The sequence below is a fragment of the Streptomyces sp. ALI-76-A genome, assembly GCF_030287445.1.
Classification (GTDB): Bacteria; Actinomycetota; Actinomycetes; order Streptomycetales; family Streptomycetaceae; genus Streptomyces.
On sequence record NZ_JASVWB010000002.1, the window covers coordinates 2339643 to 2360200 of the forward strand.

At 67.9% G+C, this 20558-nt stretch carries 14 protein-coding genes, 3 rRNA genes and 1 pseudogene; 4 read left to right on the forward strand and 14 right to left on the reverse strand.

The genetic code is table 11. From position 1 onward, the window contains the following. Positions 1-173: 173 nt before the first annotated feature. From recN to QQS16_RS11490, 4 genes are all read right to left on the reverse strand, one after another. Positions 174-1892 (reverse strand): DNA repair protein RecN, encoded by a 1719-nt coding sequence (recN, locus tag QQS16_RS11475; RefSeq protein ID WP_286066290.1) that lies wholly within the window; start codon positions 1890-1892, stop codon positions 174-176. A 231-nt stretch (positions 1893-2123) separates the two neighbouring features. Then, entirely contained in the window at positions 2124-3029 is a 906-nt protein-coding gene (locus tag QQS16_RS11480) for an NAD kinase (protein ID WP_286061528.1), read from the reverse strand. Further along, positions 3026-3841, reverse strand: coding sequence for a TlyA family RNA methyltransferase (locus tag QQS16_RS11485; RefSeq protein WP_286061529.1), 816 nt, complete (start codon positions 3839-3841; stop codon positions 3026-3028). The genes QQS16_RS11480 and QQS16_RS11485 overlap by 4 nt, the downstream gene beginning before the upstream one ends. A gap of 7 nt (positions 3842-3848) precedes the next feature. Beyond that, positions 3849-4190, reverse strand: a complete 342-nt coding sequence (locus QQS16_RS11490; protein ID WP_286061530.1) for a hypothetical protein — start codon at positions 4188-4190, stop codon at positions 3849-3851. 42 nt (positions 4191-4232) lie between these two features. Here QQS16_RS11490 and QQS16_RS11495 point away from each other — a divergent pair, with 42 nt between their 5' ends. Next, entirely contained in the window at positions 4233-4580 is a 348-nt protein-coding gene (locus tag QQS16_RS11495; protein ID WP_286061531.1) for an SCP2 sterol-binding domain-containing protein, read from the forward strand. On the opposite strand, the gene QQS16_RS11500 is transcribed toward QQS16_RS11495, so the two are convergent. The 4 genes from QQS16_RS11500 to QQS16_RS11515 all read right to left on the reverse strand — a co-directional run bounded on the left by QQS16_RS11500 (position 4564) and on the right by QQS16_RS11515 (position 8742). Then, positions 4564-5508, reverse strand: coding sequence for an ABC transporter ATP-binding protein (locus QQS16_RS11500; protein ID WP_286061532.1), 945 nt, complete (start codon positions 5506-5508; stop codon positions 4564-4566). The genes QQS16_RS11495 and QQS16_RS11500 overlap by 17 nt on opposite strands. Next, positions 5505-6542, reverse strand: coding sequence for a FecCD family ABC transporter permease (locus QQS16_RS11505; protein ID WP_286061533.1), 1038 nt, complete (start codon positions 6540-6542; stop codon positions 5505-5507). Before QQS16_RS11505 ends, QQS16_RS11500 begins: the two co-directional genes overlap by 4 nt. Continuing rightward, on the reverse strand, positions 6539-7582 hold the full coding sequence (locus QQS16_RS11510) for a FecCD family ABC transporter permease (protein ID WP_286061534.1): 1044 nt from the start codon (positions 7580-7582) through the stop codon (positions 6539-6541). The genes QQS16_RS11505 and QQS16_RS11510 overlap by 4 nt, the downstream gene beginning before the upstream one ends. Before the next feature lie 131 nt (positions 7583-7713). Continuing rightward, positions 7714-8742 carry an HAD hydrolase-like protein gene (locus QQS16_RS11515; protein WP_286061535.1) on the reverse strand — a complete coding sequence of 343 codons (1029 nt, stop codon included), beginning with the start codon at positions 8740-8742 and terminating at the stop codon, positions 7714-7716. A gap of 72 nt (positions 8743-8814) precedes the next feature. Between QQS16_RS11515 and QQS16_RS11520 the strand changes: the two genes are divergently transcribed. After that, positions 8815-10107, forward strand: coding sequence for a DUF1015 domain-containing protein (locus QQS16_RS11520; protein WP_286061536.1), 1293 nt, complete (start codon positions 8815-8817; stop codon positions 10105-10107). A 63-nt stretch (positions 10108-10170) separates the two neighbouring features. Here the strand turns inward: QQS16_RS11520 and QQS16_RS11525 are convergent, their stop codons facing one another. The 6 genes and pseudogenes from QQS16_RS11525 to QQS16_RS11550 form a co-directional block, all read right to left on the reverse strand. Further along, a complete protein-coding gene (locus QQS16_RS11525) occupies positions 10171-11019 on the reverse strand; it encodes a tetratricopeptide repeat protein (protein WP_286066291.1) in 849 nt (282 codons plus the stop codon). A 480-nt stretch (positions 11020-11499) separates the two neighbouring features. Continuing rightward, a pseudogene (locus QQS16_RS43935) lies at positions 11500-12075 on the reverse strand (tetratricopeptide repeat protein); the annotation flags it as partial. Positions 12076-12552: 477 nt separating this feature from the next. Continuing rightward, a 5S ribosomal RNA gene (gene rrf / locus QQS16_RS11535) occupies positions 12553-12669 on the reverse strand. A gap of 104 nt (positions 12670-12773) precedes the next feature. Next, positions 12774-15897 (reverse strand): 23S ribosomal RNA (locus QQS16_RS11540). Between the two features lie 313 nt (positions 15898-16210). Next, positions 16211-17738 (reverse strand): 16S ribosomal RNA (locus tag QQS16_RS11545). Together the 16S, 23S and 5S rRNA genes form the textbook arrangement of a ribosomal RNA operon. Before the next feature lie 527 nt (positions 17739-18265). After that, positions 18266-18907: a DNA-3-methyladenine glycosylase gene (locus QQS16_RS11550; protein WP_286061537.1), complete on the reverse strand. Its 642-nt coding sequence runs from the start codon at positions 18905-18907 to the stop codon at positions 18266-18268. Positions 18908-19088: 181 nt separating this feature from the next. Here QQS16_RS11550 and QQS16_RS11555 point away from each other — a divergent pair, with 181 nt between their 5' ends. Both QQS16_RS11555 and QQS16_RS11560 read left to right on the forward strand, forming a co-directional pair. Beyond that, positions 19089-19871: a sporulation protein gene (locus QQS16_RS11555; RefSeq protein ID WP_286061538.1), complete on the forward strand. Its 783-nt coding sequence runs from the start codon at positions 19089-19091 to the stop codon at positions 19869-19871. A 42-nt stretch (positions 19872-19913) separates the two neighbouring features. Further along, positions 19914-20453 carry a YbhB/YbcL family Raf kinase inhibitor-like protein gene (locus tag QQS16_RS11560; RefSeq protein WP_286061539.1) on the forward strand — a complete coding sequence of 180 codons (540 nt, stop codon included), beginning with the start codon at positions 19914-19916 and terminating at the stop codon, positions 20451-20453. Positions 20454-20558: the final 105 nt, after the last annotated feature.

A 20558-nucleotide genomic window follows, 5' to 3' on the forward strand; every position in this document is an offset into this window, starting at 1 on the left:
GTTCGCACGCATCGGTCGGACCGACCTTGCCTCCCGCGCGCCCACCGAACGCGCCGCCCCACTCACCTTGTCCCCGTGCACAGCCGCGACGACGAGCGCGGCGGCGTGCGCGAGCAGCCCGCTCCGCCCGGTGCCACAGCCATCCGCCCTGGCGGACGCTCCAGCCGCCCGGTCTAGCCGTCCGCCCTGGCCGTCGCCAGCAGTTCCTCCGCGTGTGCGCGGGCCGTCTCCGAGTCCTCCTGGCCGGCCAGCATCCGGGACAGTTCCCGGATGCGGTCCTCGCCCTCCAGCACCTTCACACCGGACCGCGTCACCGAACCGTCATGGGTCTTCTCCACCAGCAACTGCCGGTCGGCGAAGGCGGCCACCTGGGGCAGATGGGTCACGACGACGACCTGCGCGGTCTTCGCGAGCCGGGCCAGCCGCCGCCCGATCTCCACCGCGGCCTTGCCGCCGACTCCGGCGTCGACCTCGTCGAAGAGGTACGTGGGCACCGGGTCCGTGCCCGCGAACACCACCTCGACGGCCAGCATCACGCGGGACAGCTCACCTCCGGACGCGCCCTTGGCGATGGGCCGGGGCGGCGCCCCCGGATGCGGCGCCAGCAGCAGCTCGACCTCGTCGACGCCGGCCGGCCCGTACGCGACGGCCCGCCCGTCGACCTCGACGCCCTCGGGGTCCTCGGTCTGCCGGATGTCGAAGGACACGCGCGCGTGCGGCATCGCCAGTGAGGCCAGTTCGGCGGTCACGGCGGCCGCGAACCGTTCGGCGGCCTCCGTCCGCGCGTCGGTCAACGCCTGCGCCAGCCCGCCCAGTTCCACCCGCAGCGCGTCCCGTTCGGCGGTCAGCTCGTCGATCCGCTCGTCGTCGCCGTCGAGTTCGGTGAGCCGCGCGGCACTCCGCTCGGCCCACTCCAGCACCGAGGCGACGTCCTCGCCGTACTTCCGCGTCAGCGCGGTCAGCGCGGCCCGCCGCTCCTCGACGGCCGCCAGCCGCAGCGGATCGGCGTCCAGGTCGTCGGCGTACCCGGCGAGCTCCCCGGACACGTCGCCCAGCAGGATCCCGATCTCCCCGATCCGGTCGGCGAGGGCGGCCAGCTCCGGATCGTGCGACCGCACAGCGTCCAGGGCCCGCGCCGCGCCCGCCACGAGGGTCGCCGCGTCGATGCCCTCGGGATCCTCCGGGTTGCCCGCCAGCGCCGCGTGAGCGGCCGTGGCGGCCGACGACAGTGCCTCCGCGTGCCCGAGCCGCTCCGCCTCCTCCGCCAGTTCCACGTCCTCACCGGCGCGCGGCTCGACGCCGGCGATCTCGTCGAGGCCGAAGCGGAGCATGTCGGCTTCCTGAGCCCGCTCCCGCGCGCGGGTGGTGATCTCCTCCAGCTCGACGGACACGGCCCGCAGCCGCCGGTAGGCCTCGGTGTACTTGGCCAGCGGCACGGCGACGGCGCCCCCCGCGTACCGGTCGAGCGCCTGCCGCTGCCGGGACAGCTTCAGCAGCCCCTGCTGGTCGGTCTGCCCGTGCACGGCCACCAGGTCGTCGGCGAGCTCGGCGAGCAGTCCCACCGGGACACTGCGCCCGCCCAGGTGCGCCCGGGACCGCCCCTCGGCGGAAACGGTACGGCTGATCAGCAGCGTCCCGTCGTCGAGCTCGGCCCCGGCCTCCTCGGCCCGCACGACGGCCGAGTCGCCCGCGGACACACTGATCCGCCCCTCCACGACCGCGCTCTTCGCTCCGATCCGCACGAGCGCCGCGTCGGCCCGTCCGCCCAGCAGCAGGCCCAGGCTGGTGACCACCATGGTCTTGCCCGCACCCGTCTCACCCGTGACCGCGGTGAACCCCGGCGACAGCTCGACGACCGCGTCGTCGATGACTCCGAGCGACCGTATCCGCATCTCTTCCAGCACGATGAAGACCTTACGAGGTCCGGGGCGGGGAGTGCGACGCCCCCCGGCCCGGTCGTGTGAAGGCGCAGGTGACCCCTGTGCGGGGACCGCACGTGTCACCCGGGCGAGTGGACGTCCCCAGAGGCGCGGGCGACCGCGCGACCAGCTCCGGACGACCCGCGGCCGTGGCGCGCTCCGGCGCCACCGGCACGTCCGGCACCCCGGTCCCCCCGCGATCCGCTAGTGCGGCGCGCCCCGCCACCCGGACACCGGCAGCGCGAACTTCGCCACCAGCCGGTCCGTGAACGAGGCGTGATGCAGCCGGGCCAGCCGCACCGGCACGGCCCCCCGCCGCACCTCCACCCGCGCCCCCGGCGGAAGCTCCACCGTCCGCCGGCCGTCGCACCACAGCACACCCGGCGGGATGTGCGGCAGGACCTCCACCGCCAGCACGGAGTCCGGCGAGGTCACCAGCGGCTTGGCGAACAGCGCGTGCGCGCTGATGGGCACCATCAGCAACGCCTCGACCTCGGGCCACACCACGGGCCCGCCCGCCGAGAACGCGTACGCCGTGGACCCGGTCGGCGTGGACAGCACGATCCCGTCGCACCCGAACCCCGTGACCGGCCGCCCGTCGATCTCGAGGACGACCTCCAGCAGCTTCTCCGCGGAGACCTTCTGGACGGCCGCCTCGTTCAGCGCCCAGTCCGTGTGCACGATGTCCCCGTTGCGGTGCACGACGACATCGACGGTCATCCGCTCCTCGACCTCGTACGCCTTCGTCGCCACCCGCTCGACGACCTTGTCGAGATCGTCCCGCTCGGCCTCCGCGAGAAAGCCGACCCGTCCGAGGTTGACGCCGAGCATCGGCACCCCGGACGCACGGGCGAACTCGGCGCCGCGCAGCAGCGTCCCGTCACCGCCCAGCACGATCAGCAGCTCGCACCCGTCGAGACACTGCGGAGTGGCCTCCTTGACCAGCTCCACCTCCCCCGGCAGCGGCAGGTCACGCGCCTCCGCCTCCAGGACGCGGACGCCGATGCCCTCGCGCAGCAGCCCCTTCACCACCAGCTCCGCGCTGCGGATCGCCGCGGGCCGCCCGGTGTGGGCGAGCAGGAAAACAGTACGAGCTCGGTTCTGGCTCAACACGGCCCCTCCGCCACTGCACGGTCAACGTCGGCCGGGTCCAGTTCGGGTGCCCCCGACCTCAGCCACAGAAAATACTCGACATTCCCGGACGGCCCGGGCAGCGGACTGGCGGTGACACCCTTCACACCGAGCCCCAGTTCCCAGGCCCGCCCCGCCACCGCGCGCACCGACTCGGCGCGCAGCTGCGGACTCCGTACGACTCCCCCACTGCCCAGCCGCTCCTTACCCACCTCGAACTGCGGCTTGACCATCATCACCAGATCGGCGTCCGGTCTCACGCACCGCACCAGGGCGGGCAGTACCAGGCCGAGCGGGATGAAGGACAGATCCCCCACGACAAGATCCACAGGCTTCCCATCGATCACTTCGAGCGTCAACTCGCGTACGTTCGTACGGTCCTTGACGGTGACGCGTTCATCGCTCCGGAGAGACCAGGCGAGTTGTCCGTATCCGACGTCCACGGCGACGACGTGCGCGGCCCCGGCCCGCAGCAGAACGTCCGTGAAACCGCCGGTCGAAGCGCCGGCGTCCAGCGCCCGACGCCCCTCGACGACCAGTCCGTCCGGGACGAACGCCGCCAGCGCGCCGGCCAGCTTGTGGCCGCCCCGCGACACGTAGTCGGGGTCGCTGTCGTCGGCCGAGACCACGATCGCCGCGGCCGTCTCCACCTGCGTGGCCGGCTTGGTCGCTACGGTCTTCCCGACGCTGACCCGCCCGGCGGCGATCAGCTGGCCGGCGTGTTCACGCGAGCGCGCGAGCTTGCGGCGGACCAGTTCCGCGTCGAGACGGCGACGTGCGACTCCTGCCACGTTCGGTTCAGCTCCTACTGCGGTACGTCGATGGGGGCGCCGGAGGTCCCGGGCGGGCGTCGAGCGCGGTGAGCGCGTCACGCAGCCCCCGGTGTACATCCTCGTACACCTCCAGGTGTCCGTCCGTGGCGAGGTGATCGGCGTCACCGAGCCGCGCCAGCTGGGCGTCCACCTCAGTGTTGCCGGTGGGGGTGCGGGGCACGTGCAGCGGGGCGGGCCCGGCGGGGCCGTACTCCGGCCCGGTCGGCACGTGCTCCGGTTCCACGGGCGTGTACGGCGGGCGGGGCGCGTCCGCCGGCGGGCCTTCCGCTTCCGCCCGGGCCTGAGCCTCGGGCACAGAGTCGCTCATGCCCCGACGCTACCCCGAAGCCCTGGGGTACGGTCGATCGCGATGGCCACGATCGAGGAGTGCCGCGCCGCACTCGAGAAGCTCTCGGACACCATGCAGTCCGCCGAGGGGGACGTCCGCGCCGCCGCGGCCCTCGACCGCTCGGTGAGCTGCTACATCACCGACCTGGACGTCACCTTCGTCGGCCGGCTCACCGGCGGCCGGATCCGGGTGGCCGACACGGTCCAGGGACCGCCGCCGGAGAGGGCGGAGATCAGACTCGCCCTGGCGGGCGACGACCTGGTGGCCCTGGTGAACGGCGAGCTGAACTTCGCGAAGGCCTGGGGATCGGGCCGGGTGAGGCTGGAAGCGGGCCTGCGGGACCTGCTCCGCCTCAGGAAGCTTCTGTAGCGACGGCCTTCGCCTCCGCCACCAAGTCCTTCGCCGTCACGCCCTTCGCCGCCGCGGCCGTCGTCGCGTCCGCCGCCGCCTTCGCGTCCGTACGCGCCTTGCGCGCCGCCGGCACCACCAGCGGTGTCCCCGTCTCCGGGTCGTCGATGACCTGGCAGCGCAGCCCGAAGACCTCCTCGACCAGCTCGGCCGTGACGATGTCGTTGGGCGCGCCCTCGGCGATCACCGCGCCGCCCTTCAGGGCGATGAGATGCGTGGCGTACCGGGCGGCGTGATTGAGGTCGTGCAGGACGGCGACCAGTGTGCGCCCCTGCTCCTCGTGCAGCTCGGCGCACAGATCGAGCACGTCGATCTGGTGCTGGATGTCCAGATAGGTCGTCGGCTCGTCGAGCAGCAGCAGCGGCGTCTGCTGGGCGAGCGCCATCGCGATCCACACCCGCTGCCGCTGACCGCCGGACAGCTCGTCGACATAGCGGTCGGCGAGTTCGGCCACACCCGTCTGCGTCATCGACTCCTGGACGACCCGCTCGTCCTCGGTCGACCACTGCCGCAGGATGCCCTGGTGCGGATAGCGGCCCCGGCCGACCAGGTCGGCCACGGTGATCCCGTCGGGCGCGATCGACGACTGCGGCAGCAGTCCCAGGGTGCGCGCGACCTTCTTCGCCGGCATCGACTGGATGACCTGCCCGTCGAGCAGCACCCGGCCCTGGTTCGGCTTGAGCATCCGTGACAGGGCCCGCAGGAGCGTGGACTTGCCGCACGCGTTCGGGCCGACGATCACGGTGAACGAGTTGTCGGGTATCTCCACCGACAACTGCTCGGCGATGACCCGCTGGTCGTAGGCGAGGGTCACGTTCTCGGCGGACAGGCGGTTCACAGTGCTCCTTCGGTTGTTCAGCCCGGTGCCGGCGCTGCTGTCGACGCTCATATCCGGCCCGCCTTGCGCTCGATGACCAGCAGCCACAGCAGGTAGACACCGCCGAGTACGCCGGTCACCACGCCCACGGGCAGCTGACCGGCCCCGAAGGCGCGCTGCGAGACCCAGTCGGCGGTGACCAGCAGGGTGGCGCCCATGCACAGGGACGGCACCAGGTTCGGCCCCGGCGAGCGGGTCAGGCGGCGGGCCAGCTGCGGCGCGGTGAGCGCCACGAAACTGATGGGGCCGGCGGCCGCCGTGGCGGTCGCGGTGAGCAGCACGGCGGCCACCAGGAGCAGCATCCGTACGCGTTCGACGCGCACCCCGAGGGCGTACGAGACGTCGTCGCCCATCTCCATCATCCGCAGCCCGCGCGCGTTGGCGAGGACGAGCGGTACGAGCACGAGGCACAGCCCGAGCAGCGGCCACACCTGGGCCCAGTCACGGCCGTCGAGCGACCCGGTGATCCAGACGACGGCGCGGGCCGCGTCGGTGAGGTCGGACATCGTCAGCAGGTAGTTGTTGAGCGCGGTGAGGATCGCGGACACACCGATGCCGACCAGCACCAGCCGATAGCCGTGCACGCCCCGCTTCCAGGCGAGCAGGTAGATGGCGATGCCGGTCGCGAGCCCGCCCAGGAGGGCGCCGACGGTGACCTGGGTCGCGCTCCCGGACATCAGCACGATGACGATCAGGGCGCCGGCCGCCGCGCCCTGCCCGAGCCCGAGCACGTCCGGACTGCCCAGCGGATTGCGGGAGATGGTCTGGAACAGTGCGCCCGACAGGCCCATCGAGGCACCGACCAGGAGTCCGACGAGGACCCGCGGCAGCCGCAGCTCGTTGATGATGAACTCCTGGCCCGCGTTGCCGTTGCCGGCCAGCGACCGGAGCACGTCTGCGGGCGGGATCGGGAAGTCGCCGGTGCCGATCAGCACGACGCTCGCGGTGAGCGCGGCGACCAGCAGCAGGACGACGACGGTGACGGCGCGGACGTCCAGCCGGAGCGAGAACCCGCCGGGGGTCCTGAGGGCACGGTTGGTCTTCACAGCTGGGCCAGCCTCCGCCGACGTACGAGAAAGATGAACACGGGGCCGCCGATGAGCGCGGTGACGATCCCGACCTGCAACTCCGCGGGCCGCGCGACCATCCGGCCGACGACGTCGGCCCCCAGCAGCAGCACGGGCGACAGGATCGTCGCGTACGGCAGGATCCAGCGCAGATCGGGCCCGGTGAAGGACCGCACGATGTGCGGGACCATCAGACCGACGAACACGATCGGGCCGCAGGCGGCGGTCGCGGCCCCGCACAGCACGGTCGCGGCCAGCATCGACAGCGCGCGGGTGCGGTTCAGGTTGGCGCCGAGTGCCCGGGCGGTGTCGTCGCCCATGGCCACGGCGTTGAGCGGACGTGCCAGGGCGAGTGCGAGGGCCGAGCCGGCCAGCAGGAACGGCAGCACCTGGACGATGGTCGAGCCGGTCGCGGAGGACAGCGAACCGACGGTCCAGAAGCGCATCCTGTTCAGCGCCGCGTTGTCCAGGATCATCACGGCCTGGAGATAACCGTAGAGCGCGGCGCTGATCGCGGTGCCGGCGAGCGCGAGACGCACCGGTGTGGCGCCCCGGCTGCCGCCCAGGAACCAGACCATGGCCCCCACTCCGGCCGCGCCGAGGAACGCGAACCACACATAGCCGGTCAGCGAGGTGACGCCGAGGAACGAGATGGCGGTGACCACCGCGGCGGACGCCCCCGCGTTGATGCCGAGCAGCCCGGGGTCGGCCAGCGGATTGCGGGTGAGCGCCTGCAGCACGGCTCCGGCCAGACCGAGCGCGGCGCCGGCGAGCACACCCAGCGCGGTCCGTGCCAGCCGGTCGCCGACCACGGCGTCGGCGTACGTCCCCGAATCCTCGAACAGGCCGTGCCAGACCTCCCCCATGGTCAGAGCCTTGGCACCGACCGCGATGCTCACGACCGTGAGCAGCACCAGGAGGACGACCGAGACGAGCAGCCCGACGACGCGTATCGCCCGGCGGTTGGGGGGCGCGGGGGCGGTCTCCGCGCGCTGTTCTGGGGGACTCTCGACCAACACGTGGTTAGGTTAGCCTACCCTCGCGTCCGGTCACGATCCGGAGGGACGAGCGCCCGTGGCGGCCCGGCGGCCTCACCGGTGCGGCTCCCCGCCCTACGACTCCCCGCCCCGCCGGGTCGTATGCCTCCGCCTCACAGACCCAGCCGGGCCAGCGCCTTCCCCCCGTCCAGCTCGCACACCCCGTCACCGGCCGCCGTCCAGGCCGCCGCGCACAGCGCCCGCAGCCCGTCCATGGCCTCGCCGTCACCGTCCAGTTCGAGCTGCGCGGCCCTGGCTGTCGCCGTCCATCCGCCGCACCGGAACCCCTCCCCGTCCGCGGTGACCTCGGGCTGGCCGGTGAGCAACCCCCGCAGATCGGCGTCGACATACGTCGGCCGGTGCTGCGGCGGCGCGGCCAGCAGCTGCGGCCCGTCCGTCACTCCGGTCAGCACGAGCAGCGAGTCGACGTCCCCGTTGAACGCGCCCTCGATGTCCGTGTCCAGCCGGTCCCCGACCACCAACGGCCGCTCGGCACCGGTCCGCAGGATCGTCTCCCGGTGCATCGGCGGCAGCGGCTTGCCCGCCACCTGCGGTTCGGCCCCGGTCGCGATCCGTACGACCTCCACCGCCGCGCCGTTGCCCGGCGCGATCCCGCGCGCGCTCGGGATCGTCAGGTCGGTGTTGGACGCGAACCACGGCACCCCGCGCGCGACGGCATAGCTCGCCTCAGCGAACCGGCCCCACGGCAGATCGGGCCCGCCGAACCCCTGCACGACCGCCACCGGATCGTCGTCCGCCGACTCCACCGGCTCCAGCCCGCGCTCACGCAACGCCACCCGCAGGCCCTCGCCGCCGATCACCAGCACGCGCGAACCGGACGGCACCTGCTCGGCGATCAGCCGCGCGACCGCCTGCGCGGAGGTGATGACGTCCGACGCCCCCGTCGGTATGCCCAGCTCGGTGAGGTGCCCGGCCACGGCGTCCGGCGTCCGCAGCGCGTTGTTGGTGACGTACGCGAGACGCATCCCGCCCTCGCGCGCGGTGGCGAGCGACTCCACGGCGTACGCGATCGCGTTCCCGCCCGCGTACACCACCCCGTCCAGATCGAGCAGCGCCGTGTCGTACGCCTCGTTCAGCGCCCGACCACTGCCCTCGGGCCTCGTCCTGACGCCCTGGCTCATTACGCATCGCTCCTCGTTCGACGGCTTTCCCCCGATCATCGCGCATGCCACTGACACACGTACGATGCCGGGATGAACTCAGCAGGCCACTCGGAAGCGACGGTGCGCCGAGGCCTGGAACTCACCCCGTTCCGAGGCCTGCGCTACGACCCCGACCGGGTCGGCACCCTGGCTGCCGTGACATCTCCTCCGTACGACGTCGTCGTGCGCCCGGACGGCGTGCACCACCTCCAGTCCGCGGACCCTCACAACATCGTGCGGCTGATCCTCCCGCAGGCCGCGACCCCCGCCGAACGCAACGCCCAGGCGGGCCGCACCCTGCACCGCTGGGTGTCGGAGGGGGTCCTCACCACCGACCCCGAGCCGGGCCTGTACGTCTACGAACAGCGCGCCGGCGACGGTCTGCTCCAGCGCGGGGTCATCGGCGCCCTGCACCTGTCGGAGCCGTCGGAGGGCGTGGTGCTGCCGCACGAGGACGTCATGCCGCATGTCGTCGCCGACCGCGCCGCCCTCATGCGCGCCACCTCCGCGAACCTGGAACCCCTGCTCCTCACCTACCGCGGCGACGGCTCCGCCTCGGCGACCGCCGAGATCGTCGAACGCGCCGCGCAGCAGCCGCCGTTGCTCGCGACCACCACGGAGGACGGCTTCCACCACCGCCTGTGGTCGGTCACCGACCCCGCCGACGTGGACCGGGTCCGGTCCGACCTGGCCCGGCACCAGGCCCTGATCGCGGACGGACACCACCGCTGGGCCACATACCGGCGTCTACGCGCGGAGCACCCGTCCCCCAGCCCCTGGGACTACGGCCTGGTCCTCCTCGTCGACACGGTCCGCTATCCGCTGCGGGTACGCGCCATCCACCGCCTTCTGCACGGCCTGCCCGTCGCGGACGCCGTGGCCACCCTGGCCGGCCGGTTCCGGGTCCGCCGCCTCGAAGTCCCGTTGCCGCAGGCCCTGGAGGCCCTGGCCGACGCGGCCGGCGAGGGCAACGCCTTCCTGCTGGCCGGCGACGGCGCCTTCCACCTGCTCGACCGCCCCGATCCGGCCCTGCTGGCCCGCACGGTCCCCGCCGACCGTCCCGCCGCCTGGCGCACCCTCGACGCGACGGTCCTGCACGCCACCCTTCTCGACCACGTGTGGCACATCCCCGAGGACGACCCCGCGCGCATCGCCTACATCCACGACGCGGCGGCCACGGTCGAGAAGGCCGAACACGACGGCGACACGGCGGTCCTGATGCACCCGGTCCACGAGGAGGTCGTCCGCGACCTGGCCCGGCAGGGCGTCACGATGCCCCGCAAGTCGACGTCGTTCGGCCCGAAACCGGCGTCGGGCCTGGTGCTGCGCGCGCTGGACCGGTAACAGATCGAACGAAGGGGCGGGACCCCGGCCGACCGGCCGGGATCCCGCCCCTCCCCACGGACGTCAGTCCTTGTCGTCGCCCTTCACGTCCTCGACGGGCGTCTCGACGGCCGCCTCCAGCGACGCACCGCCGTCCTGGGCCTGGGCCTGGCCCTCGTCGTCGTCCGCGTCGTCGAGCTCGTCCACGCCGTCGACCTCGTCGAGGTCCTCGGTCTCGTCGAGGTCCTCGGTTTCGTCGAAGGCGTCGACGAACTCCACGCCCTCCAGCTCGGCGAGCCGGTCCGAGGCGTCCGTGCTGCCGTCCTTGTCGGCCTCCACCGCCTTCGCGAACCACTCCCGTGCCTCGCCCTCCCGCCCGGCGGCGAGCAGGGCGTCGGCGTACGCGTACCGGAGTCGCGCGGTCCACGGCTGCACGGAGTTCGAGGCCAGCTCGGGGCTCTGCAGCGTCACGATCGCCGCGTCCAGCTGCCCCATGTCACGCCGGGCTCCGGCCGCCACGAGCCGCATCTCCACCTGCCCGGCCTTGTCCAGCTTGTGCACCTCGGGCGCCCCAGCCATGTCCAGCGCCTTCTCCGGCCGCCCGAGTCCACGCTCGCAGTCGGCCATCACAGGCCACAGGTCCACGGTTCCCGTCATCCGCCGTGAAGCCCGGAACTCGGCGAGCGCCTCGCTGTACTTCTGGCTGGCATACGCCGCGAACCCGGCCGCCTCCCGCACGGCTGCGACACGCGACGCCAACCGCAGGGCCACCTTGGAGTAGGCGTAGGCGCCCTCGGGGTCCTCGTCGATGAGCCGGGCCACCATCACCAGGTTCTTGGCGACATCCTCCGCGAGCGTCTTCGGCAGACTCTGAAGCTCCTGCCGTACGTCCTTGTCGATCTCGTCGCCCGTGACGTCCTCGGGGATCGGCAGCCGCTTGATCGGCTCCCGGTCGCGGTCACGCTCGTCGCGGAAACTCCCGCCACCGCGCCGGTCGTCACGCTGGAAACCACCGGGACGTCCACCACGGTCATCGTCCCGCCGCGGCCCGCGACCACCACGGTCGTCCCGCCCGCGGAACCCACCCCGGTCACCGCTTCGGCTGTCCTCACGCCCGCGGAAGCCAGGACGGTCCCCACCCCTGCTGTCGTCACGGCGGAAGGCAGGACGCTCCGCACTTCGACTGTCCTCACGCCCGCGGAAGCCAGGACGGTCCCCACCCCTGCTGTCATCCCGACGGAAGGCAGGACGCTCCGCACTTCGACCGTCCTCACGACCACGGAACCCAGGACGGTCCCCACCTCGGCTGTCGTCACGGCGGAAGGCAGGACGCTCCGCACTTCGACTGTCCTCACGACCACGGAAGCCACCGCGGTCCCCGCCCCTGTCATCACGACGGAACCCACCGCGATCTCCGCGGTCATCAACCCGGCGGTCGTCACGCCGTTCACCACCACGGCCGGCGCGGTCGTCCCGCCGATCGTCACGCTGGAAACCACCGGGACGCCCACCACGGTCATCACGCTGGAAACCACCAGGGCGCCCGCCACGGTCATCGCTACGGGAACCGCCCGGCCGTCCACCACGATCGTCACGCTGGAAACCACCGGGACGCCCACCACGGTCATCACGCTGGAAACCACCAGCGCGTCCACCACGGTCATCGCTACGGGAACCGCCCGGCCGTCCACCACGATCGTCACGCTGGAAGCCGCCAGGGCGTCCACCACGGTCATCACGGCGGAAGCCCCCCCTGTCGCCACTGTCACGGCGGTCATCACGACGATCGTCCCGCCGGTCGTCCCGGCGGACGAAACCGCCCCGGTCGTCGCCCCGCCGATCGTCACTGCGTCCGGGCCCGCCACGATTGTCGTCGCGGCGGAAGCCACCACGGTCGTCATTCCCACGCGGCGCACCAGAACGGTCGTCACGCCGGAAGGCGGGACGGTCACCGTCACGCCGGACGCCACGGTCACGGTCGTCGTCCCTACGGGGGCCGCTGGGACGGTCGTCACGCCGGAACGCCGGACGAGGTCCGCGGTCGCCCTCACGACGATCGTCCCGCCGGCCGGGCCCACCGGAACGGTCGTCACGTCGGCCATAACCACCGCGGTCACTGGCACCACGGTCACTGCCACCACGGTTACCGGGCCCGCGATCACTGGCTCCGCGGTCGTTGCCACCGCGGTCGCTCGCGGGGCGGCCGGAACCACCGCCACGGTTGTCGTCGCGCCGGAAGCCGCCGCGGTCCCCGCGGTAGCCGCCACGGTCGCCGCGGTCACCACTGTCCCGTCGCCGCTGGTCGCGCTCCGGTCGATCGTCGGGAGAGTTGGTGGACATGGGTGACTCCTGTCTTCGGTACCGCAAGTCATTCTCGCGCAACCGGGTACCCGGTGCGCTCTGGAAAAAAGAAAGGACCCCTGGTCCCCAGCTGAACGCTGGGGACCAGGGGTCCTTCCAAAGATTGTTCGGCGGCGTCCTACTCTCCCACAGGGTCCCCCCTGCAGTACCATCGGCGCTGTAAGGCTTAGCTTCCGGGTTCGGAATGTAACCGGGCGTTTCCCTCACGCTATAACCACCGAAACCCTATTGGTTTCGAGCGAACAAGCACACTTTTCAGTTGGATGTTCTGCTCTGAGCCGGCAACAGTCGTTGCCTCAGAACTAACACAGTGGACGCGAGCAACTGAGGACAAGCCCTCGGCCTATTAGTACCGGTCACCTCCACCCATTACTGGGCTTCCAGATCCGGCCTATCAACCCAGTCGTCTACTGGGAGCCTTAACCCCTCAAAGGGGGTGGGAATACTCATCTCGAAGCAGGCTTCCCGCTTAGATGCTTTCAGCGGTTATCCCTCCCGAACGTAGCCAACCAGCCATGCCCTTGGCAGGACAACTGGCACACCAGAGGTTCGTCCGTCCCGGTCCTCTCGTACTAGGGACAGCCCTTCTCAATATTCCTACGCGCACAGCGGATAGGGACCGAACTGTCTCACGACGTTCTAAACCCAGCTCGCGTACCGCTTTAATGGGCGAACAGCCCAACCCTTGGGACCGACTCCAGCCCCAGGATGCGACGAGCCGACATCGAGGTGCCAAACCATCCCGTCGATATGGACTCTTGGGGAAGATCAGCCTGTTATCCCCGGGGTACCTTTTATCCGTTGAGCGACGGCGCTTCCACAAGCCACCGCCGGATCACTAGTCCCGACTTTCGTCCCTGCTCGACCCGTCGGTCTCACAGTCAAGCTCCCTTGTGCACTTACACTCAACACCTGATTACCAACCAGGCTGAGGGAACCTTTGGGCGCCTCCGTTACTCTTTAGGAGGCAACCGCCCCAGTTAAACTACCCATCAGACACTGTCCCTGATCCGGATCACGGACCCAGGTTAGACATCCAGCACGACCAGACTGGTATTTCAACGACGACTCCACCTGAACTGGCGTCCAAGCTTCACAGTCTCCCAGCTATCCTACACAAGCCGAACCGAACACCAATATCAAACTGTAGTAAAGGTCCCGGGGTCTTTCCGTCCTGCTGCGCGAAACGAGCATCTTTACTCGTAGTGCAATTTCACCGGGCCTATGGTTGAGACAGTCGAGAAGTCGTTACGCCATTCGTGCAGGTCGGAACTTACCCGACAAGGAATTTCGCTACCTTAGGATGGTTATAGTTACCACCGCCGTTTACTGGCGCTTAAGTTCTCAGCTTCGCCACCCCGAAGAGTGACTAACCGGTCCCCTTAACGTTCCAGCACCGGGCAGGCGTCAGTCCGTATACATCGCCTTACGGCTTCGCACGGACCTGTGTTTTTAGTAAACAGTCGCTTCTCGCTGGTCTCTGCGGCCACACCCAGCTCACCGAGTAAATCGGATCACCGAACATGGCCCCCCTTCTCCCGAAGTTACGGGGGCATTTTGCCGAGTTCCTTAACCATAGTTCACCCGAACGCCTCGGTATTCTCTACCTGACCACCTGAGTCGGTTTAGGGTACGGGCCGCCATGAAACTCGCTAGAGGCTTTTCTCGACAGCATAGGATCATCCACTTCACCACAATCGGCTCGGCATCAGGTCTCACCCTCGTGCCATCCGGATTTACCTGGATGACGGGCTACACCCTTACCCCGGGACAACCACCGCCCGGGATGGACTACCTTCCTGCGTCACCCCATCACTCACCTACTACCAGCTCGGGCCACCGGCTCCACCACTTTCCATTCCCCGAAGGGTCCGGAACGGCTTCACGGGCTTAGCATCACTGGATTCAATGTTTGACGCTTCACAGCGGGTACCGGAATATCAACCGGTTATCCATCGACTACGCCTGTCGGCCTCGCCTTAGGTCCCGACTTACCCTGGGCAGATCAGCTTGACCCAGGAACCCTTAGTCAATCGGCGCACACGTTTCCCACGTGTGTATCGCTACTCATGCCTGCATTCTCACTCGTGAACCGTCCACAACTCGCTTCCGCGGCTGCTTCACCCGGCACACGACGCTCCCCTACCCATCACAACGCCCGTTGGGGCTATATGCTGCAATGACACGACTTCGGCGGTACGCTTGAGCCCCGCTACATTGTCGGCGCGGAATCACTAGACCAGTGAGCTATTACGCACTCTTTCAAGGGTGGCTGCTTCTAAGCCAACCTCCTGGTTGTCTGTGCGACTCCACATCCTTTCCCACTTAGCGTACGCTTAGGGGCCTTAGTCGATGCTCTGGGCTGTTTCCCTCTCGACCATGGAGCTTATCCCCCACAGTCTCACTGCCGCGCTCTCACTTACCGGCATTCGGAGTTTGGCTAAGGTCAGTAACCCGGTAGGGCCCATCGCCTATCCAGTGCTCTACCTCCGGCAAGAAACACACGACGCTGCACCTAAATGCATTTCGGGGAGAACCAGCTATCACGGAGTTTGATTGGCCTTTCACCCCTAACCACAGGTCATCCCCCAGGTTTTCAACCCTGGTGGGTTCGGTCCTCCACGACCTCTTACAGCCGCTTCAACCTGCCCATGGCTAGATCACTCCGCTTCGGGTCTTGAGCGCGCTACTGAACCGCCCTATTCGGACTCGCTTTCGCTACGGCTTCCCCACACGGGTTAACCTCGCAACACACCGCAAACTCGCAGGCTCATTCTTCAAAAGGCACGCAGTCACGAGACGTCAAGCAAGCTTGACGTCCGACGCTCCCACGGCTTGTAGGCACACGGTTTCAGGTACTATTTCACTCCCCTCCCGGGGTACTTTTCACCATTCCCTCACGGTACTATCCGCTATCGGTCACCAGGGAATATTTAGGCTTAGCGGGTGGTCCCGCCAGATTCACACGGGATTTCTCGGGCCCCGTGCTACTTGGGTGTCTCTCAAACGAGCCGTACAGATTTCGACTACGGGGGTCTTACCCTCTACGCCGGACCTTTCGCATGTCCTTCGCCTATCCATACGGTTTCTGACTCGTCCCACGGCCGGCAGACCGTGAAAGAGAGATCCCACAACCCCGCATACGCAACCCCTGCCGGGTCTCACACGTATACGGTTTAGCCTCATCCGGTTTCGCTCGCCACTACTCCCGGAATCACGGTTGTTTTCTCTTCCTGCGGGTACTGAGATGTTTCACTTCCCCGCGTTCCCTCCACTTGCCCTATGTGTTCAGGCAAGGGTGACAGCCCATGACGACTGCCGGGTTTCCCCATTCGGACACCCCCGGATCAAAGCCTGGTTGACGGCTCCCCGGGGCCTATCGTGGCCTCCCACGTCCTTCATCGGTTCCTGGTACCAAGGCATCCACCGTGCGCCCTTAAAAACTTGGCCACAGATGCTCGCGTCCACTGTGCAGTTCTCAAACAACGACCAGCCACCCATCACCCCGCATCCTCACGGATCCGAGTTCACTGGGGCCGGCACTGAAGGCGACCTCACGGCCGTACCCTCAGACACCCAACAGCGCGCCCGGCCGGCACCCGCCCGAAGATCTGTTTTCCACACTCCGAAGAGCAGTACTCACAGCCTCCGACCCGGAAACCGGCCGAATAGTCAACGTTCCACCCTTGAGCAACCAGCATCAGACAGTCGCTGATGTACTGGCCTCTGAACCGGGCAAGCCCGGTTAAGAAGTGCTCCTTAGAAAGGAGGTGATCCAGCCGCACCTTCCGGTACGGCTACCTTGTTACGACTTCGTCCCAATCGCCAGTCCCACCTTCGACAGCTCCCTCCCCACAAGGGGGTTGGGCCACCGGCTTCGGGTGTTACCGACTTTCGTGACGTGACGGGCGGTGTGTACAAGGCCCGGGAACGTATTCACCGCAGCAATGCTGATCTGCGATTACTAGCAACTCCGACTTCATGGGGTCGAGTTGCAGACCCCAATCCGAACTGAGACCGGCTTTTTGAGATTCGCTCCACCTCACGGTATCGCAGCTCATTGTACCGGCCATTGTAGCACGTGTGCAGCCCAAGACATAAGGGGCATGATGACTTGACGTCGTCCCCACCTTCCTCCGAGTTGACCCCGGCGGTCTCCTGTGAGTCCCCATCACCCCGAAGGGCATGCTGGCAACACAGAACAAGGGTTGCGCTCGTTGCGGGACTTAACCCAACATCTCACGACACGAGCTGACGACAGCCATGCACCACCTGTACACCGACCACAAGGGGGGCACCATCTCTGATGCTTTCCGGTGTATGTCAAGCCTTGGTAAGGTTCTTCGCGTTGCGTCGAATTAAGCCACATGCTCCGCTGCTTGTGCGGGCCCCCGTCAATTCCTTTGAGTTTTAGCCTTGCGGCCGTACTCCCCAGGCGGGGAACTTAATGCGTTAGCTGCGGCACCGACGACGTGGAATGTCGCCAACACCTAGTTCCCACCGTTTACGGCGTGGACTACCAGGGTATCTAATCCTGTTCGCTCCCCACGCTTTCGCTCCTCAGCGTCAGTAATGGCCCAGAGATCCGCCTTCGCCACCGGTGTTCCTCCTGATATCTGCGCATTTCACCGCTACACCAGGAATTCCGATCTCCCCTACCACACTCTAGCCTGCCCGTATCGAATGCAGACCCGGGGTTAAGCCCCGGGCTTTCACACCCGACGTGACAAGCCGCCTACGAGCTCTTTACGCCCAATAATTCCGGACAACGCTTGCGCCCTACGTATTACCGCGGCTGCTGGCACGTAGTTAGCCGGCGCTTCTTCTGCAGGTACCGTCACTTTCGCTTCTTCCCTGCTGAAAGAGGTTTACAACCCGAAGGCCGTCATCCCTCACGCGGCGTCGCTGCATCAGGCTTTCGCCCATTGTGCAATATTCCCCACTGCTGCCTCCCGTAGGAGTCTGGGCCGTGTCTCAGTCCCAGTGTGGCCGGTCGCCCTCTCAGGCCGGCTACCCGTCGTCGCCTTGGTGAGCCATTACCTCACCAACAAGCTGATAGGCCGCGGGCTCATCCTTCACCGCCGGAGCTTTTAACCACCATTCAGGAGAATGGAAGTGTTATCCGGTATTAGACCCCGTTTCCAGGGCTTGTCCCAGAGTGAAGGGCAGATTGCCCACGTGTTACTCACCCGTTCGCCACTAATCCCCACCGAAGTGGTTCATCGTTCGACTTGCATGTGTTAAGCACGCCGCCAGCGTTCGTCCTGAGCCAGGATCAAACTCTCCGTGAATGTTCTCCCGTAATCGGGATGACACCACGAGAGCGGAACAGCCAGGCGGAATAAGCCCGGCCGTTCACAGCGTCCTCGCTGTGTTTTCTTCAAAGGAACCACGCCCCGACCGAAACCGGCCGGAGACGGGGTATCAACATATCTGGCGTTGACTTTTGGCACGCTGTTGAGTTCTCAAGGAACGGACGCTTCCTTTGTACTCACCCTCTCGGGCTTTCCTCCGGGCTTCCCTTCGGTCTTGCGTCTCCGACTCTATCAGATCCTTTTGGACCCGATTCCCTGTCGGCGGGATTTGCTTCAAGGCCTTTGGCTTTCGCTTGTCGGCCTTTCGACATTCACTACGTTAGCCGATTCCCGAGCCAGCTCATAATCGGGTTCCATGAGTTCCGAATTCAGACATGCGGACATGTCGGATCGGCCCTCGCTGGAGGGAGTCGTAGGTAGTGGTTTGGCCGCTTCCGGCTGCTGGCGAACGCCGTACCCGGGTCAAGCGGCTTGGACTACATTACGCACCTTCGCAAGGCGCGTCAACTTCGGCGGCGCCTGGGCACGTGGGCCCTATACGGGCTCACCGTCGGGTCGTTGGCGATCCAGAAGCGCCAGGGATGGACGCCTCCGTCACCGGCCACTCCGGTGCGGGGACCGTTGAGTACCTGGTCGGGGTCCGCAGGTGTGCCGGTCAGGACGCGCAGTGGTGTGTCCCCGGCAGCGCAGGCGTCCGTGCCGTTCAGCGCGCGGTCCACGTCCAGGGCCGTGGCCAGGCGGGCCGGTCCTTTGGCCAGTTCCTTGTCGTTTCGGGCCGAGAGCCGACGTTCGCGCGCCAGTTCGGCGCCCTCGACGATCTCGCCGGCGCGGAGCAGGACGGCGCTCGCCCTCCCCTCCGGGCCGCACACCAGGTTCATGCAGAACCACATGCCGTAGGTGAAGTAGACGTACACGTGTCCTGGACGGCCGAACATGACGTCGTTGCGGGCCGTGCGGCCTCGGTAGGCGTGGGAGCCGGGGTCGTTCGGGCCGTCGTAGGCCTCGACCTCGGTGAGGCGCAGAGTGATCGGGCCGTCCGGGGTGGTGCGTACGAGGAGGCGGCCCAAGAGGTCGGGGGCGACCTCCACCACGGGTCGGTCGAAGAAGTCGCGGCTGAGGGGCGTACGGTCGGGGGTCGCGATCATGCCGTCCGAGAGTAGTGCAGACGGGTGGTCGCCACGGGGTGGTGCGGCAACGTTCGCCTTGCCAGGGTGAGGACGCGGAACCGGCCACGACCGGCACGCGTTTCATGGATCAAGGATCCACACGCAGAAGCAGGACGACGAATCGGGTGGGGCCGGACGGCCCGCCCGGAGAGGGAGAGACATGGCGTTCAAGAAGCTGCTCGCGAGCCTGGGGGCCGGCGGGGCTTCGGTGGAGACGGTGCTGACCGAGGTCAACGTCGTTCCCGGTGGTGTCGTCCAGGGTGAGGTGCGGATCCAGGGCGGGTCCGTCGACCAGCAGATCGAGGCGCTGTCGGTCGGCCTGCAGGCCAAGGTCGAGGTGGAGAGCGGCGACCAGGAGTACAAGCAGGACATCGAGTTCACGAAGCAGCGGCTCGGCGGTGCCTTCGAGCTGAAGGCGGGCGCGGTGCACGCGGTGCCGTTCGGGCTGGAGATCCCGTGGGAGACGCCGATCACGACGATCGACGGCCGCGCGCTGCCGGGCATGCACATCGGGGTGTCCACGGAGCTGGAGATCGCCCGCGCGGTGGACTCCGGTGACCTGGACCCGGTCAACGTGCACCCGCTGCCCGCGCAGAAGGCGATCCTGGACGCCTTCATCCAGCTGGGCTTCCGCTTCAAGAACGCCGACATGGAGCGCGGTCTCATCCGGGGGACGCGGCAGAAGCTGCCGTTCTACCAGGAGATCGAGTTCCTGCCGCCGCAGCAGTACCGGGGGCTGAACCAGGTCGAGCTGAGCTTCGTCGCCGACCAGAGCGCGATGGACGTCGTCCTGGAGATGGACAAGAGGCCTGGTCTGTTCAGCGAGGGCAGCGACACCTTCCGCTCCTTCCAGGTGGGTCTGAACGACTACCAGGGCACGGACTGGGTGGCGTACCTCAACCAGTGGCTGTCCGAGGTCGGCAGCAAGCGCAACTGGTTCTAGGCTCGGAATCACTGACTCCAGAACCGATCAGGAGGTACCGAGGTGACCGAGCTCAAGAGGCGGCCGCTCCCCCACGACTTCCATCCGCCCGTGCCGTCGTTCACGGTGACGAGCGAGGACGTCACCGAGGGTGCGACGCTCAAGGACGCTCAGGTCTACGCGGCCGGCAACACCTCGCCGCAGCTGCGGTGGGAGGGCTTTCCGCCTGAGACCAAGAGTTTCGCCGTGACCTGCTACGACCCCGACGCTCCGACGGGCAGCGGGTTCTGGCACTGGGTCGTGTTCGACATCCCGGCCTCGGTGACCGAGCTGCCGGTGGGTGCGGGCAGCGGCACGTTCGAGGGGCTGCCCGAGGGTGCCGTGCAGGCGCGCAACGACTACGGGACGAGGGACTTCGGCGGTGCGGCGCCGCCGCCCGGGGACGGGCCGCACCGGTATGTGTTCACGGTGTACGCCGTGGACGAGGAGAAGCTGGGGCCGGACGCGGACGCCTCTCCCGCGTTCGTGGGTTTCAACCTCCGGTTCCACACGCTCGCGCGTGCCCAGCTGATCGGTGAGTACGAGATCCCCGAACAGAGCTGAGTGAGTTCGGAGTTCACGGCGCGTTTTGCCCGTCCCTGGTCTTGGAAGTGATCAGGGGCGGGCACTTTTTATTTCGTTGTCCATCTCGGCGTGCCCGGCCAGAGT

Excerpts from the sequence above, each read along its gene's own strand:
- QQS16_RS11500 (WP_286061532.1), bottom strand. The coding sequence starts at position 5,508 with ATGAGCGTCGACAGCAGCGCCGGCACCGGGCTGAACAACCGAAGGAGC.
- QQS16_RS11550 (WP_286061537.1), bottom strand. The coding sequence starts at position 18,907 with ATGATCGCGACCCCCGACCGTACGCCCCTCAGCCGCGACTTCTTCGAC.
- QQS16_RS11490 (WP_286061530.1), bottom strand. The coding sequence starts at position 4,190 with ATGAGCGACTCTGTGCCCGAGGCTCAGGCCCGGGCGGAAGCGGAAGGC.
- recN (WP_286066290.1), bottom strand. The coding sequence starts at position 1,892 with ATGCGGATACGGTCGCTCGGAGTCATCGACGACGCGGTCGTCGAGCTG.
- QQS16_RS11520 (WP_286061536.1), top strand. The coding sequence starts at position 8,815 with ATGAACTCAGCAGGCCACTCGGAAGCGACGGTGCGCCGAGGCCTGGAA.
- QQS16_RS11555 (WP_286061538.1), top strand. The coding sequence starts at position 19,089 with ATGGCGTTCAAGAAGCTGCTCGCGAGCCTGGGGGCCGGCGGGGCTTCG.
- QQS16_RS11495 (WP_286061531.1), top strand. The coding sequence starts at position 4,233 with ATGGCCACGATCGAGGAGTGCCGCGCCGCACTCGAGAAGCTCTCGGAC.
- QQS16_RS11515 (WP_286061535.1), bottom strand. The coding sequence starts at position 8,742 with ATGAGCCAGGGCGTCAGGACGAGGCCCGAGGGCAGTGGTCGGGCGCTG.